The sequence below is a fragment of the Xanthomonas sp. NCPPB 2864 genome (assembly GCF_056675615.1).
Window position 1 is genome coordinate 51194 of the sequence record NZ_JBWWVS010000012.1, and the last position, 17845, is coordinate 69038.

Annotated in this window: 17 protein-coding genes and 3 pseudogenes; 8 read left to right on the top strand and 12 right to left on the bottom strand. The window is 62.3% G+C overall.

Features of this window, described 5'->3' with window-relative positions; translation table 11 throughout:
• The first annotated feature begins 505 nt into the window (after positions 1-505).
• Positions 506-1321: an XVIPCD domain-containing protein gene (locus AC1KVE_RS19015; RefSeq protein ID WP_481092519.1), complete on the top strand. Its 816-nt coding sequence runs from the start codon at positions 506-508 to the stop codon at positions 1319-1321.
• Positions 1322-1587: 266 nt separating this feature from the next.
• Positions 1588-1713: pseudogene (locus AC1KVE_RS19020) on the top strand (phage virion morphogenesis family protein); the annotation flags it as partial.
• A gap of 19 nt (positions 1714-1732) precedes the next feature.
• Here the strand turns inward: AC1KVE_RS19020 and AC1KVE_RS19025 are convergent.
• Positions 1733-3070 carry a hypothetical protein gene (locus tag AC1KVE_RS19025; protein ID WP_481092476.1) on the bottom strand — a complete coding sequence of 446 codons (1338 nt, stop codon included), beginning with the start codon at positions 3068-3070 and terminating at the stop codon, positions 1733-1735.
• Between the two features lie 119 nt (positions 3071-3189).
• On the opposite strand from AC1KVE_RS19025, the pseudogene AC1KVE_RS19030 reads away from it, so the two are divergent.
• A pseudogene (locus AC1KVE_RS19030) lies at positions 3190-3327 on the top strand (baseplate assembly protein); the annotation flags it as partial.
• A gap of 19 nt (positions 3328-3346) precedes the next feature.
• Here the strand turns inward: AC1KVE_RS19030 and AC1KVE_RS19035 are convergent.
• Together AC1KVE_RS19035 and AC1KVE_RS19040 are read right to left on the bottom strand one after the other, a co-directional pair.
• Positions 3347-4183: a restriction endonuclease gene (locus AC1KVE_RS19035; protein ID WP_481092475.1), complete on the bottom strand. Its 837-nt coding sequence runs from the start codon at positions 4181-4183 to the stop codon at positions 3347-3349.
• Positions 4184-4421: 238 nt separating this feature from the next.
• A complete protein-coding gene (locus AC1KVE_RS19040) occupies positions 4422-5813 on the bottom strand; it encodes an alpha/beta fold hydrolase (RefSeq protein WP_481092474.1) in 1392 nt (463 codons plus the stop codon).
• Positions 5814-5988: 175 nt separating this feature from the next.
• On the opposite strand from AC1KVE_RS19040, the gene AC1KVE_RS19045 reads away from it, so the two are divergent.
• Both AC1KVE_RS19045 and AC1KVE_RS19050 read left to right on the top strand, forming a co-directional pair.
• Entirely contained in the window at positions 5989-6885 is an 897-nt protein-coding gene (locus AC1KVE_RS19045) for a pseudouridine synthase (protein WP_481092473.1), read from the top strand.
• Between the two features lie 118 nt (positions 6886-7003).
• Complete coding sequence (locus AC1KVE_RS19050) at positions 7004-7342, top strand: hypothetical protein (protein ID WP_481092518.1); 339 nt, start codon at positions 7004-7006, stop codon at positions 7340-7342.
• A 28-nt stretch (positions 7343-7370) separates the two neighbouring features.
• Here the strand turns inward: AC1KVE_RS19050 and AC1KVE_RS19055 are convergent, their stop codons facing one another.
• The gene (locus AC1KVE_RS19055) at positions 7371-7826 is read right to left on the bottom strand and encodes a hypothetical protein (protein WP_024939627.1); all 456 of its coding nucleotides are present in this window, start codon (positions 7824-7826) and stop codon (positions 7371-7373) included.
• Positions 7827-8130: 304 nt separating this feature from the next.
• Here AC1KVE_RS19055 and AC1KVE_RS19060 point away from each other — a divergent pair, with 304 nt between their 5' ends.
• On the top strand, positions 8131-8532 hold the full coding sequence (locus AC1KVE_RS19060; RefSeq protein ID WP_065033331.1) for an antitoxin Xre/MbcA/ParS toxin-binding domain-containing protein: 402 nt from the start codon (positions 8131-8133) through the stop codon (positions 8530-8532).
• 72 nt (positions 8533-8604) lie between these two features.
• Here AC1KVE_RS19060 and AC1KVE_RS19065 read toward each other — a convergent pair whose 3' ends face one another.
• The 3 genes from AC1KVE_RS19065 to AC1KVE_RS19075 all read right to left on the bottom strand — a co-directional run bounded on the left by AC1KVE_RS19065 (position 8605) and on the right by AC1KVE_RS19075 (position 12724).
• Positions 8605-10230, bottom strand: coding sequence for an alpha/beta hydrolase (locus AC1KVE_RS19065; protein ID WP_481092472.1), 1626 nt, complete (start codon positions 10228-10230; stop codon positions 8605-8607).
• 630 nt (positions 10231-10860) lie between these two features.
• On the bottom strand, positions 10861-11793 hold the full coding sequence (locus AC1KVE_RS19070) for an XVIPCD domain-containing protein (RefSeq protein ID WP_024939630.1): 933 nt from the start codon (positions 11791-11793) through the stop codon (positions 10861-10863).
• Between the two features lie 16 nt (positions 11794-11809).
• Positions 11810-12724 (bottom strand): DUF6393 family protein, encoded by a 915-nt coding sequence (locus AC1KVE_RS19075; protein ID WP_456362975.1) that lies wholly within the window; start codon positions 12722-12724, stop codon positions 11810-11812.
• A 136-nt stretch (positions 12725-12860) separates the two neighbouring features.
• Here AC1KVE_RS19075 and AC1KVE_RS19080 point away from each other — a divergent pair, with 136 nt between their 5' ends.
• On the top strand, positions 12861-13421 hold the full coding sequence (locus AC1KVE_RS19080) for a hypothetical protein (protein WP_104553817.1): 561 nt from the start codon (positions 12861-12863) through the stop codon (positions 13419-13421).
• A gap of 93 nt (positions 13422-13514) precedes the next feature.
• Here the strand turns inward: AC1KVE_RS19080 and AC1KVE_RS19085 are convergent.
• The 3 genes and pseudogenes from AC1KVE_RS19085 to AC1KVE_RS19095 form a co-directional block, all read right to left on the bottom strand.
• Positions 13515-13565: pseudogene (locus AC1KVE_RS19085) on the bottom strand (FitA-like ribbon-helix-helix domain-containing protein); the annotation flags it as partial.
• A 133-nt stretch (positions 13566-13698) separates the two neighbouring features.
• Positions 13699-14811, bottom strand: a complete 1113-nt coding sequence (locus AC1KVE_RS19090) for a type II toxin-antitoxin system RelE/ParE family toxin (RefSeq protein WP_104594068.1) — start codon at positions 14809-14811, stop codon at positions 13699-13701.
• A complete protein-coding gene (locus AC1KVE_RS19095; protein ID WP_481092471.1) occupies positions 14798-15004 on the bottom strand; it encodes a hypothetical protein in 207 nt (68 codons plus the stop codon). Before AC1KVE_RS19095 ends, AC1KVE_RS19090 begins: the two co-directional genes overlap by 14 nt.
• Before the next feature lie 270 nt (positions 15005-15274).
• On the opposite strand from AC1KVE_RS19095, the gene AC1KVE_RS19100 reads away from it, so the two are divergent.
• Positions 15275-15781 carry a CcdC protein domain-containing protein gene (locus AC1KVE_RS19100; RefSeq protein ID WP_481092470.1) on the top strand — a complete coding sequence of 169 codons (507 nt, stop codon included), beginning with the start codon at positions 15275-15277 and terminating at the stop codon, positions 15779-15781.
• Between the two features lie 66 nt (positions 15782-15847).
• On the opposite strand, the gene AC1KVE_RS19105 is transcribed toward AC1KVE_RS19100, so the two are convergent.
• On the bottom strand, positions 15848-17113 hold the full coding sequence (locus tag AC1KVE_RS19105; protein ID WP_481092469.1) for a phospholipase D-like domain-containing protein: 1266 nt from the start codon (positions 17111-17113) through the stop codon (positions 15848-15850).
• A gap of 177 nt (positions 17114-17290) precedes the next feature.
• Entirely contained in the window at positions 17291-17839 is a 549-nt protein-coding gene (locus AC1KVE_RS19110) for an RNA 2'-phosphotransferase (RefSeq protein ID WP_126967933.1), read from the bottom strand.
• Positions 17840-17845: the final 6 nt, after the last annotated feature.

The window sequence follows — 17845 nt, forward strand, 5'->3', positions numbered from 1 at the left end:
CTATCGACTCATGCAGCTCGAATGGGACCAGAAAAAGGAATACCACAACGAGATTGTGGAGAACTTCGACGATCTGGTCACCCATCATCCTTACGGTAACCGCGGCGCCAATCTGCAAAACGGTAGCGCTGTCGGTGGACAAAGAGGTCGAACGCTGGGGCTGATCGGTGGCGAATTCCAAGAAATCGAGGTAGCCGAGCCAGGACAAACGCATGGCCTTCGTCCTGATCAGGTTTTGCTAAAGAAGGACTTCCTCCTTGAAGACTCCAGGCAGTCCCCCGGGCCTGCTTCAAGGGCTTTGGATGTCCCGTCGCCCGTTGCTGGTGTGGTGGGTACTGTCGATGCGCGTCAGGGTTTGGTCGATGTGCTGGATCGGGAAGGTGGCGACGTAATCCTGCGTGTCCGGCACATGTCCCCGATCCACGTTCAGGCTGGCGATCGAGTCGAGTATGGGCAGGCGTTGGGGGTTCAGGGCAAACAGGCAACACAGGCAATTCATGTCCACATGGAAGTTGATACTCGCTACTACCAACACTACGAGAACTACGTAGGCGATTTGGTCAGCGGTCGCCTGTCGATCGATGCAGAAAGGCGGGATCGTGGCATTGAACCCAGGCCGTTCGTGGATGACGGAACAATCCGCATCGGTGAATCGTCCGAGATGGTTCGCAAGGTGCAGCAAACCTTGAACGCCGAAGGGTATCGCGGCGCAGACAGTCAGCCACTTCAGGAGGATGGTGTCTACCGCCTGTCGATGCAGGCAGCAGTGATCAACTACCAGCAGGCCCATGGTCTCTCCCAAACGGGAGACATCGACCCAGCGACATTGCAGCAGATTGCTCCGCGTACCTTCCCGCCCGAGTTGAATCGGGAAGATCACAATGCCGCGCCAACCTACCGAAATATCCAGGGCGCCGTGCCCTCGCAAGATCCGCTACATCGTCAGGCCGAGGAGGCCGTGCGCCGTCTGGAGCAGAGCCTTGGCCGCGACTATGACGACAACAGCGCGCGGCTGGCGGCCAGTAGCGCCCACCTGGCCAAAGCGAACGGACTGACCCAGATCGACCATGTCGTGCTGAGCAATCAAACCATGTCCGTCGGACGCGGCGAGAACGTGTTTGTGGTCCAGGGTGCATTGGATAACCCCGCGCATCAGATGGCGTACATGAAGACCAGCGACGCTATCGCACAGCCCGTGGAGCAATCTCTTGCGCAGCTGCAGACGCTGAGCGAAACGCAACGGCAGCAACAGGCCCAGCAGCAAAGCCAGCAGCAGGATCAACAACAGCAGCTGAGTGCGCCCCAACATCGAATGGTCTGAGCAGCTGAAACTTTGGTCTGGCAGCTTGACTCAGTGGCCGACGAACTTCTCGCCCGCCACCTTGGAGCAATCGCTCACCAGCAGTGTCGCGGCCGGCGCGGTGCCCACCTACTTCATTATCGTGTGTTCTCCAGTTGAGGCTGCGCCGAGGATGGCGGTTGGGGGGATGTCTGGGAGATCAAGATGTCCTAGACGAGGCCTTCGAATGTGAGCGCTGATGAGGTTAGAAAAAAACAACCTGACCCCGTTATTCAGGGCGCGTATCGCGTATTGCGCGCGCGCATCAAGAAGGCCTGCGGGAGCGAGTTCGATCCGGTGGCCCAAGCGCGACATATGCTAAACGGCCTTTAATAGGAATATCTCTGGCCGAAAGGAAGCTTGTCACCAAATAATTTTCTCCCAAGCAATCAGCTAGGACAATAGAGGGGCTGGCGCAGACTGCTTTTCGTCATTAGTTACAGCCGAACTAGAACCCCCTCCCTTATTGGACATATTTTCAGAAACAGAAATAACAGAATCAATCTCCGCCAACTTCAGGTGCTGACGAAGAAGTTCCATTTTTAGTTTTACGCGCTCTTGGAATACTTCATCATCCGAAATATCCAGCCCCCGCGAACTTGTATGCACGGTATCCCTAGCAATTACTAAAAGCTTTGCCAGCGCAAGCCTCTCGCCATGAATGGAGATAACCTTATCGAGCAACATATGCGCCACTTTTATTAAAAGTGTAAATGCAATTATTGTCGCCATAGTGTAAGGCGCACGCTGAATCAGATGACTAAAAGCTTCCTGAGGAGTTGATACAATTATCCCAGCAAAATCCCATCCCGCCCTCAGCAGAAACCACAATATAATAAGGGCGCCAAAAAGTGGAAGGATCGAAAGCTCACCATATATCTTAGCCTGACCGCGCCCCTCCAGCACAAAATCAGAGTATTCATCGGAAATCAAACGCTTCTGCTGTATTAAATCATTCAACTCTACGCGCACACCCGCCAACTTTTCATTAAGAACGGAAAGTTCAGCATCCAACCGTTTCTTGCTATTAACAGCACCATCAAGTCGCGAGGTTTCGGAATCGAAAAGTGATTTTGCAACTTCTACATCGCTTTTTAATTTTATAAGATCCGCATCAAGCTTTTCTTTTGAACCAGTAAGCTCTTGGACCTCAAGATCAATTTCATCTCTAATTTCAGCTGCTACAAGGTTAGCCGCCTTGGCTGCTTCGATTGCTTCAATAAAATCTTCCCTGAAGCTATCAAGATCGAATCTCAACTGTATAAGCTTACGAGTTGTCTCAGCACCCTCCTCAAGCTGGCCAACCGTATAGCCAGTAACTTCAATCCTTGAAATTTCAACACCAACACGCTTTGAAACAGACTCTAGTTCAAATGAACTAATGAGATCATCAACTCCGGTATAAGCGTACGCGCCATTAGAAACCTTGAGCAATTTACGTGCCGTACTCTTCACGCCTGAAGACTTTACTGTTCTAACGGCAAGGCTCTTTATTATCTTATCTACATCAGGCCCATAAAACCTTATTGCACGAATGTAGAAAGGCTCTGATGCTGAGTATGCCACAAATCCCTTACGCACTGCGAGGGGACTCAATAGACCCTTTTTGAAAATAGCTTTTAGAGCCTTTTGTTTAACAGTATATGCGCCAGGCACAACCTCAGGATGAGCGGGCATGCTCTCCGCAAGTTCCGCCAATAGCTCCGCAGCATTTTCAATTGTGATTTCCATGCTTCCCCCTTTTTCTGAACTATAGCCTAAGACATGTACGGAGCGGCGTCACACGTTAATCGAGGCTGCCGACGATGCATTTGGGAACATGATCACTTCAGCCCATCGCGAGAAATCTAATGACATCATTCACAGCGGTCGACTTGTCGAAACTTCAAGCTCCAGACCTCATAGAGGTGCTGAGCTTTGAGGTGATCTTCGCGGAAACACTTGCCCAGTTTCGCCGGTTCATGCCGGAATTCTCCGCACTCACAGAAAAAACGGGGTCAGATTCAGTTACGAAGTTCCCCTGCACTTCGGGAACTGGATGCAGCCCAAGAAGTTCTCGCCGGTGCGCCGATTTGTTCTCTGCACAAGCGCGCTGCTGCAGCGCGGGCAGCTTGGGATGGCAACGGCCGCGGAGCCAGTGGAGTCAGGTGAAGCAAAGACAGGCTCAATCCGCGCGGATGTGACGGTCGGTTGCGCTGTGGCTTGTTGTTGCACTGCTCCTATCATTTCCAGCAACTGCTCGCCGCCAATCAACTCAATCGGCTTGCCTTCGGCAAAGCGCTCCGCATCTTTCGTGTAGGTACCGATACAGGCGATCTTTACTGCGTGGGCTTGGTGATGAGCGAGCAGGCCGTACATCTCCCGCACGACGCTGACGCCAACTTGCTGGCGCTTCCACTGTTTGCATTGCACCAGCGTGCGGCGGCCGTCCTTGCGCAGGATCAGGTCGATGCCGCCGTCGGCGCCGCCCAGGCCGGTTTCTTCGACGCTGTAGCCCTGGCGGCGAAATGCTTCGCCCACCAATTGTTCGAACTGGCGCCAGCCGCCAGCGGCCAGGCTCTCCAGTGTTGTGCGCGTCTCCAAAAAGCGTCGCCGGCTGCGTGTGCCCAGGTAGGAGAACAGCGCGGCAAGCCAGCAGACGCCGAGCAGCGTCCACGCCAATGGCGCGAACATTCCACTCGATTGCTGGGCGAAGCCCTGCGACAGCATTCCGCTCTGGTGAGAGAACCACCAGGCAATGCCATAGCGCACCACCAGATATGCAGCGATTCCCATCACGAAGCCAACCGGCCACGGCAATGCGGCCAACGCTTCGAACCCGCTCTGCCTCTTTCTGCGTCCCATGCAAGAACCCCCGTTCCAGGTTCGAACATAACCGCTGGAACAAGGTTTGTCAGCAAACCAACCGGCGTTGCTATCTATCTACCATTAACTGCGCTGCATTAAGTGCTCCGTTGCGGTAGAGCTCGCCGTTGTGCCAATGCTTGAGTTTGCTTGTGTCGCTATCAGCGCATCTTCGTAGGCCGCAGACGGGGAGCGCTTTAAATACTGAGCAATAAGATGGCAGTTCTATAGCCCATCCTCATTCCCCAGGCTCACGACAGCGCTCAGCAACGTTCCGGTCCGCCACAAACTCAGCAACCGCACTCGCAAAACACGCAGGGGCTGCAAACGCGAGCAGATGCGCGCCACGCTCAACGGTGCTGAGGGTCATCGGGCCTGCCGTTTTCAGCAGTGCGGCATGCGCCTGCGCGCCGGCGTACGGGGTGTTGGGATCTAGCGTGCCGTGAATGACCAGCGTGCGTGGCAGGGTGGCGGGGCTGCGGCCGAACCAGGCGTCGCGCGGGTAGGTGGGCAGGCCGGCGTCCACCAGCAGGCCGGGGATGGGGCTGACGAACAGGGCGTCCTTGGCTTCGGCCGCGACGGTGTCGCGGGTGAGGGTTGGCCGCGCATTGTTTTCGGACGCGGCAATCAGCATGACCAGCGGCAATGCGGGCTGGTTGTCGCCGCCTTGGCCCATGGCTGCAAGTGATGTCTGCAGATCGGTGATAGTGGCAGTGAGCAACGTGGCGTCGTCACGGGCAAGGCCGTCGATGATCGCGGGGATCCGGTCGCGCAGCGTGGGGAAGTTGAGCAGCATGCCGAGAAAGCGCTTGAGGTCTTTGCCGGGGATTTGCGTGCGCCATGCGGTGCTATCGCTGCGATCGAGCACGCTGCGATAGGTGGCGATGTGTGCGTCGTCCAACAGCGCGCGGCCTACCGCATCGACCACCGCGGTGCGGTGGCTCAAGTCCCATTGCGCGGCAGTTTCCGGTGGCACCAGGCCATCCAGCACCAGCCCATCCAATGGCACGGGCGCCACTTGCAGGGTGCGTAGTGCCAGCTGCGTGCCATAGGACACGCCGTATAGCAGCACCTTGCCCTTGCGTCGTTGCTGGCGGATCAGCAGTGCAAGATCTTGCGCCGCTTCGGTGATGGTGAAGGCCTTGGTTCTTTGCGCATCTGCATACAGCGCGCCGATGCACGGGCCCCATTCGGCGCCGGCCAGGCCCACGCCGTCTGCGCTTTGCGGCGCTTCCTGCGCGGGGCACAGGCGGGCCGAGCGCCCAGTGCCGCGATGGTCCGGAATGATCAGGTCATAGCCGGGAAAGGCGCGCCGGTAAGTGCTGATCATCGGGTACAGCGATGCGCCGGCTTCGCCCGGCCCGCCCGCAATCAGCCAGACTTCGCCGCGTCGCTTGCTCTGGTCCGGCGTAGGAAAACGGCGAACGAATAGCTCGATCGTGCCAGCATCCGCGGCTTCATGACGCAGCGGCACGTCGGTGATCAGGCATTCGCTACCGACCAATGGTGTGTGTGCCGCAGCGTCGGCACATGCGGTGAATGATGGCGGTGGCGTCTGCGCCGCGGCGGCAACCGGTGCAAGGAATGCAGCAAGGCAGGCAACGGCCGCGTAGATCGTAGGACGACGCATCGAGTTCCATCTCTCGGCAAAGAGCCGCAGCATTACCTAATGGGGCTGCGCGCGTATCGCCCGAAAGTCATTCTTCGCCGATGAGGTGCGCATGTCGCTGCGCAGATTGTGCAACAGTCAAGCGCGCGCGCGGTACGATCCAACCCCATCTGTTTGAGCGCGCATCGCTGTCGCCATGGTTTCAACACGCCCGATCCTCGGTGGCATGGCCGCCAGCCAGTTCCAGCTACCAATGGGAAGCTGGGCCACGGTATTGGAGGCGCTATGCGCATGTTTCCCGAGTGTGGATGCGGCCACGTGGCGTGACCGCTTCGCGCGTGGGCGTGTGCTGGACGCGAATGCGCAGGTGCTGGATGTGTCGGCGCCGTATCGATTGGGTGCGGAGATCTATTACTTCCGCGAAGTGGCAGATGAGCCCGTCATCGCGGCGGCTGAAGCCGTGGTGCATGCCGACGCGCACGTGGTGGTGGCGTGCAAGCCGCACTTTCTGCCGGTGGTGCCCGCAGGCGTGTATGTGCGCGAGACGTTGCTCACGCGGCTGGTGCGGCATTTCGATAATCCCGCGTTGGTGCCACTGCACCGCATCGATCGTGACACTGCCGGATTGGTGTTGTTCTCTGCCAACCCGGCCACACGCGGGATCTACCAGGCGCTGTTCCGCGAGCGACGTATCCGCAAACACTACCTGGCAGTCGCGCCACCGCTGCCGGGGCTGAGGTTTCCGTATGTCCATCGCAGCCGGCTGGAGCCGGGCGAGCCGTTCTTCCGCATGCGCGATGGCATGGGCGAGCCGAACAGTGAGACGGTGATCGATGTGGTCGCGCGCGGCGCAGACACGTGGACGTATCGATTGGAGCCGGTCACCGGGCGCAAGCACCAGTTGCGCGTGCATATGGCCGCGCTGGGCGCGCCGATCCTGCATGACCGCTTCTATCCAGAGCTGGAAGATCAGCGGCCCGATGATCCGGAGCGGCCACTGCAGTTGTTCGCGCACACGTTGGCATTCGATGACCCAATTACTGGTGAGCCTCGGCGCTTCACCGCGACGATCGAACCGACAAAATCGGCTTGAGACGCAAACCTGCGCTGCGCTAAAAAATCAGGCGAAATATCTGGTTTTCAGATATCCGAAAAAGCGCGTTACGGTGGCCTTGCGGACATCCCGTCCGCTCACGTCGAGGACAGACGGCATGAGCACTTCGAGAGCCCTTACGACCAATACTCGGCAGCGCGTGCGGCCAGCGGCCAAAATACAAACTCACGCAGAGCCCTTCTCCTTCGGCGTCACCCTGCAGCAGATCGACCAGTTCCATACGCTGCTGCGCACGATCACTGCGCAGAGCGACATGGTGGCGGTGTGCAGCGGCAGGCCGCTGGATGCCACCAGTCTGTCGGTTCTGGGCGAAAGCATCTTCAGTGCCGCCCGCGCGGTGCGCGGTGTAGTCGATGAGATTTACGAGCAGCGGCTCGGTGGCGATGGCCCGGACGATGCGGCCGAAGCGAGCGGGCAGCGCGGCGCCAGGGTTTGACCGGGCGCCGCGTGCAATCGCGTCAGCCTCAACGCACCTTGTACAACACCGCCGCACCCGGCTTGGGCTCGAACATCGGCACGGTCTGCTGCTTGAGCGCGGTGCCCTTTGCGTCCCACACCAGCGTCTCGGCGGGGTATTCCTCGTTGCGGGTCATGGTGTCGATCTGCTTGACGATCACCGTCTTGCCGGCGGGCACTTCCGGGTTCCAGGCGAACACGCCCAGGCGGCCGTAGAACACCGCCGGTGCAGCGGCATCCAGGCGGCGGTCGGGGCACATGACCAGGCCGCGTTCCAGCATCACCCGTAGTGCGCCCACGGGCACGGCCTTGACGGTGGGCGCGGTGCGGTCGGTGCTGTGGCCGGGGCAGACATTGGCCGAGCGGGTGAGCATGTCCTCGACCACCTGGCGGTCGGACTGGGCCAGCGCCGGCAGCGCGGCGGTGGACAGGGCAAGCACGGCGAGGGCGGATTTCCAGGGCATCTGACAACTCCTCATGAGATGACACTCCAATACGGCAGCCCTGCGGGTGCGGGCTGCTGCCAGTGACGCGCCCGGATGCTAGCAAGCCCCGCGTTAAGCGCTGCCAATGGTTGGCGCCGCTTCCAGGCGGGCGCGCAAGCGGGACTCGGCCACCGAAGCCACCGCCGGCCCGCCAACCCCGCACGGGCCGGCCGGCGCGTAATGCAACGGCCGCTGACGCCCAGCGCCGCTGTCAGGAGACTCCTGATTGAGCAGTGGCGGCGACGCGGATAGCGTGCGCGCTATCACACCGTTGGACTGCTTTATGGAACGCGCCGACCTCATTGCATCACTGCTCACCGGCATGCGGCGTGCCGAAGACTTCCGCGCGCATGGGGCGGCCTACAACACTGCGCACAGCCAGCAGATGGCGGTCGACCACGGCAAGGCCGCCGACGCCGAGCTGGTGCTGTCGCTGTTCGCCTTCACGCCGGAGCACCTCAAGCTGCTGGGCAGCACCGGCATCGAGAACCTGGGCGAGATCGTCTGCCACGCCTGGGCCTTGAATGGCGGCAACAACGAGGCGCTGATCGGCTGGTTCCGCAAGCCCATGAACGCGCTGGACGGGCAGACGCCGGCCGCCCTGGTCCGCAGCGGCAGCCTGAAGGTGCTGCTGCTGGTGCTCAGGCAGCAGCTGGAGTGGGAATTGCCCAAGCGCTCGGCCTGAGCAGCGCGGGGCCGGTGACGCCTCGCCCTGGCGTGCCGGTGGCCGGCACCCCGATCGGCAGCGCCAGCGCGCTTACTGCTTGGGCCGCGCCACGGCGTACATCTCCCAGGCAATCTTCTTCATCAAAGCGTTGCTGTCCTCGCCTTCCTTGTACAGGTCGAAATGGGTGCGGCCTTCCAGGTAGCGGAAGTCGCTTTTTGCGCCCAGGCCGTCCAGCACCGCCTGGAACTTGCGCGCCGCCCCATCCAGGTAGAACGTGTCGGCGGTGCCGACGATCAGGTGGATCTTGCCGTCCAGATCCGGCTTGAGCGTGGGCCACTGCGCGGCCACGCGCGCGGCGATGTCGTAGTGCGTGCGCCAGTAGGCCACCACGGCCGGGTCCACCTTGCCGGTGTCGCGGTCGAACATCGGCACCGGGCGGCCGTCGGGCCCGCGCGGCGAGAACACCCAATCGAACGAGGTCATCTGCCCGCCATACTGGCCTAACACGCGTTCGAGCTTGGCGAAGGTTTCCAGGTCGGCCACCACCTTGCCCTGGTCGCGGATCAACGGGAACTGGCTGCCGTCCGGGCGCCGGTAGACGTTGGCATTGGGCGCGTACAGATCCGGCCCGGTGAAGTCGTGGAAGTCGCTCGAATCGGGCGAGGTGGACCAGGTGCCGCCGAACAGCTTGGGGTAGCGCGTCTGCAGCCACAGCGTGGCCCAGCCGCCGGACGAATGCCCGTTGAGGAACCGGCCCTTGGCGTTGCCGTCCATCTTGTACTGCCGTTCGAGCGCGGGGATCAGCTCTTCGGTCAGCGCGGTGCCCCAGGGGCCGTTGTTGACCGAATCGGCGAACTCATGGGTGCCGGTGGGCGTGGACTGGTCCAGGAACACCCAGATCATCGGCGGCATCTGCTTGGCGGCCATCGCGCTCCAGGTGGCGGCGATGCTGCCGGCAAAGCGGTTGTAGTTGCCGCCGAAGCCGTGGGTGACATACACGGTGGGATAGCGGGTGGCGGCCTTGGCGTCGTAGCCGGGCGGGGTGAGCACGCGGGCGCGCAGCGACACCGGCCGGCCCCAGAACGCACTCAGCGACGGGCTGACCAGCGAGGCGTCCGCGCTATGCAGCCTGGCCTCCGGGATGGCGTCGCGGATTGCCTGCGGCGCCCGCGGCGACACCTGCCACGGGTCGTCCGACACGGGCACCTGCTTGCTGAGTTTCAGCGTGGGCAACGGCTTGCCCTTGCCCTGCGTCACCGCGGTGACCTCGCTCAACAGGTCGCCGCCATCGCGGCCGGCATAACTGTAACTGTGGTCCGGATCCAGCACGGCCTGGAACAGGTACTCGCCGGCCGGCAGCGCGGAAAAGCCGCTGGGGAAAGCGATGTTGTCCAGGTCGATCTCGACGCTGGCACCGGGGGCAAGCGCGGTCACCTCCTGCGCCGCCACCGCCACCGCGGTTGGGCGGAACGGGTTCACGCTCACCTCCTCCACCTTGCCGGCTTTGCCGTCCTTGCCATCCTTGGCCGCGGCCTGGGCGTCCTTGGCCAGGGTGGCGAAGACCAGCAGGCGCCCGGACACGGGCTGGTCGCTCGCCCCGTCCAGCGTGACGCGCAGCAGGCGATGGGCCGCTGCCGGTGCGGCGGCGTGCGCGCAGCAGGCGCACAACAGGCCAACGGCCAGACCCAGGCGGGGGGCAAGACGATGCAGAGACATGCAGATCCTTGGGAACGCAGGTGGATGGATTGGGCGCACACGGCCCTGTGCAGACTGTAGCCAGTTCCCGGCCGGCCGTGCGCCACCAACGCGAGGTCTGGTCACCGTATCCGATCTGCCCGCTCCAGCGCTCCCATCATCAACCGGACGCGACACCGACTCCGCACGGTATCGCGAGCGGTAGCGTGAAGCTGGGCCAGCCCCAAGTAACCAAAACGAAAGTCAGCGTCAGTTTCATCCCAGTAACTGCCTAATCGATAGCTAATCTAATGTCGGCTTCAGACTTCGCTTATACCTGTTGAATGCCGGAATAATCTAAAGCCCGCTTTAGATTCGATCACTGCCATGCGCATCCCAATCGACCGAGCATCCGACATCGACGCCTATATCCGCCCAGTCCGCAATGCGGAAGGCTTGCGGCAGGCGGCCAGGTCGCTGTGCAACTAGGCCGGATGTCCGAGCTGTTGAGGCAATTGGGCATCCAAGTCCGGCCAGACCTGCCGGACCCGGTAGATGAGCGATCTAAATGATCAGCGCCGATGCGCCACGCAGCCTGGAACTGTGGCTCGGAGAGCGTCGCGGCGGCGAGCTGCGGGAGCAAGGCGATACGACTGCATTCCCAATTTCTGTTCACCGCATTCCAAGCGCACCATGACTTGGTTGGTCCACTGCGCGTGATGCCTCCTGCGTAGACGCTTGCATGGTCTGTTGATTGGCAACTTCGAGCTTCTGCAGGTTCTCGGCCAAGGGCTGCTTGACGGCTTCGGCTTTATCTACGTGCGTGCGTAATACATCCATGTCATTTCCTGGATTCTTGTACGTAGCGAAAATATTGCCGTTTGTGTGATTCGGAATAACGTCCTGGATCTCGGGCAGCGGCGGGCGATTGAGTTTGGCCTGAACCGCCAGGGCACCGGCAATGCGTTCCTTGTCTTGCTGATTGGTGTAGACGCCTGAATCCGGGCCGAGCTTATCGAGCCCCGCCAAGGCTTGCTTGAACAATGGGTCATCGCGTAGCCGCGCTTCCTGATGCGGATCGAGGGGTGCTCCGCCTGCGCTGGAGGTACGTCCTGAGTTACCTAATCCTGGCACCGAGGGCTGGATCGATTCGTCGAGCTGTCGTCCCGATGCAGGCGCCCAGTGGCCGAAAACGCCATCGTTCTTTGGTTCCGGAAGGCGTACATCCCGCAGAACGCTATCGGCCAGCGTGTTGGAGTTTTGCAACTGGGGATCGTAGGGATACTTGTCATCCTTGCTCTTGGCATTGGCGACCATGCGTGCCCAGGTTCCCGACAAGTCCGCACCGTGTGTGATCTCTTCGCGATATTGCTTTTGTCCAACCGCATTCGGATTATCGCGATGATCGGGGTTGGCCCGGTTGTAGGGCAGATTAGTCTCAACGTGCATCCGGCCATACGGCAATCCAGGTTGCTCATCGCCGGTCCAGCCGCTGATGGTGTGCTGGTTGCCCTCTTTATCTGTGTAGAGAAGGAATTTGTGATGGTACTCCTTGCCCAGCGCAGACCCGATGTTGCGATATCCAACTTCAATCTTCTCGTCCATGATGGTCTCCGTTGGCTTACTGATTCTTGATATGGACGGCGTCGACGTGTGTCACCTTGCCGTCGGCATCCAAAGAAAAAGTCATCACAACGGAACGTGCATCTGGATCAAGCATTGCCTGCCCCTTATTGTCCCTGACGACCACCTTGCCTGGGGTGTCTTCAACAATTTTTGACGTTGGAGATTTGCTGAACGTCTCCAGCACCACCAACTTTGTTGTTCCCAGAGGAACGTACTTGGAAACGATGCTACTAACGTCGACCTGTTCGAATCGAACGGGCTTTTTTGATGCATAAATCTCTTCAAGCATTGGGCTGGCTCCTGATTTCATGGTGTCTTCCTGTGTCGAAGCGGTACGTGCAGTATCTGCATTGGCGCAGGATGAAAGCGGGAGCACCGCAAGCCCGGTAAGTGCAAGCGTTGCGGCCCACCCGTTTAGCACGATGCGTGGCATGGCGATCTCCTGATACAACCAATCACTTGAATAGAATGTCCGCGCGGTCCTGAGCCTTCCCAGGCAGGCTGGTACATCAACACTCCCTCCGTGCAGACGATACCAGCGTACTACAAGCTTCCCATGGTTGATGAATAGCTGAGTTGGATCGTCAGGGCTGCCCAGGCGATCCATTTTTTGCCACATCCAAATGTATGCATTGAGATATTCCTGCAATCCACGCCTCTTCAAGTAGGCGACTACACTTCTACTGGCGTTACTGGAAGTTACAAGTCCTAAGCGCTTCAAATAGCCGCTTTGCCTCGACTGATGCTTGACGTGAGCCGTGGACAGCGCCGTATTCGCTTCCGAATTCCAAACTGCATCACGCAACGACGTTGTTGAGACGATTTGCCGGGTTTGCGAGGCCTTGGTCTTCAACGATGAACCCACCAGCGGCGTGGCCAGCTGGGTGGCGTAGGTGTGGTGCTGCCACACACACGCATGTCGTCATCGTACGCAATCGATCATCTGCCGCTTGGCGTTATGCACAGGTGCCGTTGCGAATGTCCATTCAAGGCGCAAGCGGCAGTCGCTGCCGACACCTTGCATCACACACCAGGGAACGATCGAAATGAAACGTAAAACCAGCTATCGCGGTGCGCTTGCGGCCTGTGGCCTCTCACTCGTCGTGGCCGCGTTGTGCATGGACGCTGCCGTTGCCGCACCGGTGACCGGGGCGGATACGGTCACGCTGAGCTATGTCTTTGCCACGCTGCAGACGGGCCAGCAGGATCAGAAGCCCGAAGACATCGCGGCCTGTCGCAAGCAGGTTTCCGCACCGGGTTCCAAGTACCTGGGCTCGGCGGTCACCACCAAGTACTCCATCGACGTGCAGTCCAAGATGATGTCTGCGTCCTCGTCGCTGCCATCCCCGGGGGGCACGCAGCCGATGACGGTGACGATACCGCTGTCACCGTTGGGCTTGTCCGGGGAGTATGCCTTCGGTGCGTTTCAGCCGAGCGCGCTGCCCAACACCTATGTGCTGTTCTCGGTCGGGCTGGACTTCAAGGGGCCGCAGTCGTCCGTGCTGGTTCTCAACAGCGACAAGACCTACAACTGCCTGGTGACCAGCAATCCGGCGCCGTTCAAGGGAGCCCTGGGTACCAAGTTGGGCAAAGACCAGGGGCGCTGATGTCTGCAACCGCCGGGTAATCGACGAACGCGCCGAAGGCAGCTTCGGCTCGTTCGCCTCGGTGCTGCGGCCGTGCAGTGCAGCCCTCGCGCGGATCGCGCGATGCACGTCGTCGGGGATATTGCGGACGGTGAAAGAAGGCATGTCGCCCTCGCGCAGGAATCAGGTTGCTTGCACTTCAGGAAAGTGCAGGCACTCAAACAACGTCACCCGGTATCGAAGCAGTCATCCCCGCACCAGCAAGAAGTGAAACCCGGGGCCAACCTGGCCTCACCACTCACCGATACGGCCCGGGCCCGCGCCATACCGGCTCGCCTTGCTTGTAGACCTCCATCATGTTGATGACCTCGCGGGCATCGCCGATGTCTTTGAGCTCCGGCGAGTCCGGCGGCAGCAGGCGGCATTTGCTGGAGCCGCGCTTGAGCGCGACTTCCAGCGGGCAGACCATGCGGTACTGGGTGCCGGGCAGGATGATGGCCACTTCCTTCATGCCCTGGTCGCGCCAGTTGCGCAGCTGGGTTTCGCTGCGCACTTCGTAATAGACCTGGTAGCCGCCCACATCCATGCTGGGTTGGGCGTTGTTGCGGTCGCGGCGGCGGCCTTCGCTGATGGTGGGTGTGTTGGACATGCCGTCTTCGGCGGCATCGGCTTGTTCTTCGAGCATGCCGGGTGGGCGGCCGGTCCAGGTTTCGGGGCGGCGCTGCGGCGGCGACGAGGGTTCTGCCGGCGGTTGCGGCGGGGTGGGGCGCTGCACCGGTTGCGTCTGGCGCTGCTCGACCAGGCCGCCGCGGCGGGTGTTGCCTGCCGGCGGGATCGGGTTCTTGGCGGTCTTGACCAGGGTGGACTGCACCGGCGAAGCGGCCGGCGGCGGTTGCACGGGTGCTGGCGTTTGCGACGGCGGAGTCGGTGTCGGCGAGGGCGTGGGTTGCTCGGGCGTGGAGGTGTCGCCGACAAAATCCACCTTGGTGCGGCCGCCGCTGGCCGAGCCCTGCGGCGGTGTCATGGTGGGTGTGGAGGCCGACAGCAGGATCAGCAGCATCAGCACATGCAGCAGGGCGCTGATCAGCGCGGCGATCCAGGGCTCGATGCGTTCGATCAGTGGCTCGGTGCGCGGCAGCCAGTCCTGCGTCTCCAGGCGGACGTGCAACAGCTGCAGCGCGTCGTCGCGCACGCGGTAGACCAGCACATAGGGCGTTTGCTTGACCACCCATTCGCGGGTGCCGGCGACGCGGCCGGCGCGGCCGCGGCCGGGTTGCTCGGCCAGGGTGCGGGTGGCTTCCAGCACCTGCCGCGCCATCGCGGCGGCGGCGGTCGGGTTGAGCGCGTGGTAGTGATCCTGGGCGTGTGCGAGTTGCCTGGCGGCCGGGACGGTCCAGTCACGCCGCAACATCAACGCCCCATCTGGCGAACAGTGCGCTCATCTGTGCCGGCGCGGCAAAGGCGCCCTGATCCGCTGCGGCCATGCCGTCCAGCACGGCCGCCTCGAAGCTGGCGGCGTCCACGACGCGAACCACGTCGTCCCATCCTGCCGTCTCGGGCAGCGTGTCGATCAGCGTGCGGGCTTCTTGCTTGATGGCGGACATGGCACTGCGGTGGGGGAACTCTGCCGGCAAGTCTACCCGTGCGGCTCCGCTTCGCGTGTGGCAATGGCTGGCGCGCGGCTGGGGCGTTCACCGGCGGTGGCAGGCAGACCGGTCCTGCGCGAAGGTCGGTTGCCTGTCGCGATTGCCGCGCGCGGCGGCGGCCACCCGGGCCACCCGCCTGTGTGCGCAGAAAGTGACACTTGGCACCTTGTTCGCTGCGGGGGCCGGTTTCATTCTGCGTCGGTCACCTCACCCCGCAAAGGAATCGCCATGCCCGCTGCTGCCATCGCACCGCTGACGCCGTATCTGTCGATGGCGGCCATCGCCTTGCTCTACTACCGGCGCATCCGGCGCAGCTTCGGCCGCCAGCCGTGGAAGCCGGTGAGCACGGCGGTGCGTAGCGTGGTGCTGGTCATTGCGGCGGCAGCGTTGGCGTTTGCGGTGTATGGCTTGCCGCAGGTTCGGCTGGGGATCGCCGCCGGAACGCTGGTCGGCATCGGGCTGGGCGCGCTGTCGCTGCGCTACACGCATGCCGAATGGGTGGAGGGGCGCGGTTGGTATACGCCCAATCCGTGGATCGGCGGCGGCCTGACGCTGGTGCTGCTCGGGCGCCTGGCCTGGCGCTGGGCCGATGGCGCCTTCAGCGCGGGCGCGGCGGCGGCCGGCTCGCAGGCCAGCCCGTTGACGCTGGGCATTGCCGCAGCGCTGGTGCTGTACTCGCTGGTGCACGTTGGCGGGTTGTGGTGGCGGCTGCGCCAGCTGCGGCTGCAGGCGTGAGCGCCTGCTCGAGTGTGCAGCGCTGAGCGCGGGTGCGCTCACTGCCAGGTGGGGGAAGGCCGTTGCCTACACCTGCGAGCGGAACGGGACCACCAGCTTCTCGCCCAGCTTCTGCCGCAGCGGCCGCGTGCGCCAGCGCTCCAGCGTGTACAGCTCGGCCCGTTGCAGGTCGCGCTCGAACACCTCGGTCATCTGCGCGGCCAGATCACGGTCGTAGACATTCAGGCTGGCCTCGTCGTTGAGGCGGAACGAGCGGATGTCGAAGTTGGTCGAGCCCACCGAGACCAGCAGGCCGTCGATGATCAGCAGCTTGGTGTGCAGCATGGTGGGCAGGAATTCGTGGATGGCGATGCCGGCCTGCAGCAGCGGTTCCCAGCTGGCCTTGGAGGCCAGCCGCACCGAGACCGCATCGATATGCTTGCCCGGCAGCAGCACGCGGATGCGCACGCCGCGCGTACGCGCTTCCAGCAGCGAGCGGGTGATCAGCGCATCCGGCACGAAGTAGGCGGCGGCCAGGTCGATGGAGCTGCGCGCCGCGGCGATGGCGATGAGATACATCAGGTGCATGCTCTCGCTGCCGCCGGCGGGCGAGGCCACGAACAGCTGCGCGTCGCTGTCGCCGGCCGGTGCCAGCTCGGGGTAGTACTCGGCGCCGTTGAGCACGCGGCCGGTGCTCTTGATCCAGTTGTCGTTGAAGGCGGCTTGCACCTGCGCCACCACCGGGCCTTCGATGCGGTAATGCGAGTCGCGCCAGTGCTCCGGGTCCTGCGCATCGCCCATCCACTGGTCGGCCACGCCAACGCCGCCAGTGAAGCCGATGCGGCCATCGATCACCAGCAGCTTGCGATGGGTGCGGTTATTGACGCGGTGCAGGTTGTACCAGGTCAGCGGGCGGTAGCGATGCACCTCCACCCCGGCGTCGGTCATGTCCTGCACCAGCGAGGCATCCATCTTCAGGCTGCCGCCCCAGTCGATGGTGACGCGCACCTTGACCCCGGCACGCGCACGCTCGGACAGCGCCTGGCTGAACTCGCGGCCGATCTCGCCCGACCAGTAGATATAGGTTTCGAAGGTGATGGTGCGTTGCGCGCTGCGGATGGCGGCCAGCATCGCCGGGAAGATCTCGCTGCCGTTGTGCAGCACCTGGATCTTGTTGCCGGGCAGGATCGCCGGACCCAGCAACACCGACATCTCGCGTTTGAACTGCGGGTCGGCGACGTCGTAGCAATGGCTGGGGATGTGCTCGAGCTTTTTCTCGGGCGTGGCGAAGTTGAGCAGCAGCAGCCCCACCACCAGCGTGGTGACGACCGTGGCCACGATGATCCATGTCATGCATCCAACTCCGGTTCCCCTGCCATCGACAGCCCCAAGCGGCCGGCATTCTGGCAAGGCGGGCGGCATGGGGGCCGTGAAGGGGGGGCGTCCGGCGTCTGTGCGTACCCGTGCAGGCCCAGGTGCTGGCCGGCACCGCGCATCGATACCGGTGGCAGGCCTGCGGCGTGCCTCAGCTCAGCGCGGGCGGGTCAGGAATGCTGCCGGAACCTGCGCGGTGAGCCAGACGCCGTTGTCGGCCTGGAAGAACGGCAGGCCGTCGCGATGCATGCGCCCGGCGTCGACCTGCAACACCACCGGCTCGCCGTAGCGCTGCCCCACCGATGCGGCGGTCTGCGGGTTGTCGGACAGATGCACATGGTGGCGCTGGCCGGGGCGCAAGCCCTCGGCCATGATCGCTTCGAGAAAGCGCGTGGCGGTGCCGTGATACAGCACCTCGGGCGGCACCCTGGCCTCGAGCTGCAAGGCCACGGTTGGGGTGGAATGCCCCTGCACTGCGCGGATCCGTTGCCCATCGGCAGACAGCGCAAAGCGTTTCTTGTCGCTGCCGGCGACTACCGCCTGGATCAGCTCCAGATCGAGCGCGGTGCCGTGGGCCCGGGCGCCGGCAATCAACGCGTCCAGCTCGGCCCAGCCCTCCGGGTCGAGCGTGAGTCCGATCGCCTGCGGTTCGTGGCGCAGCACGAAACTGAGGAACTTGCTGATGTCGGTGTGGTGCTTGCTCATACGGCG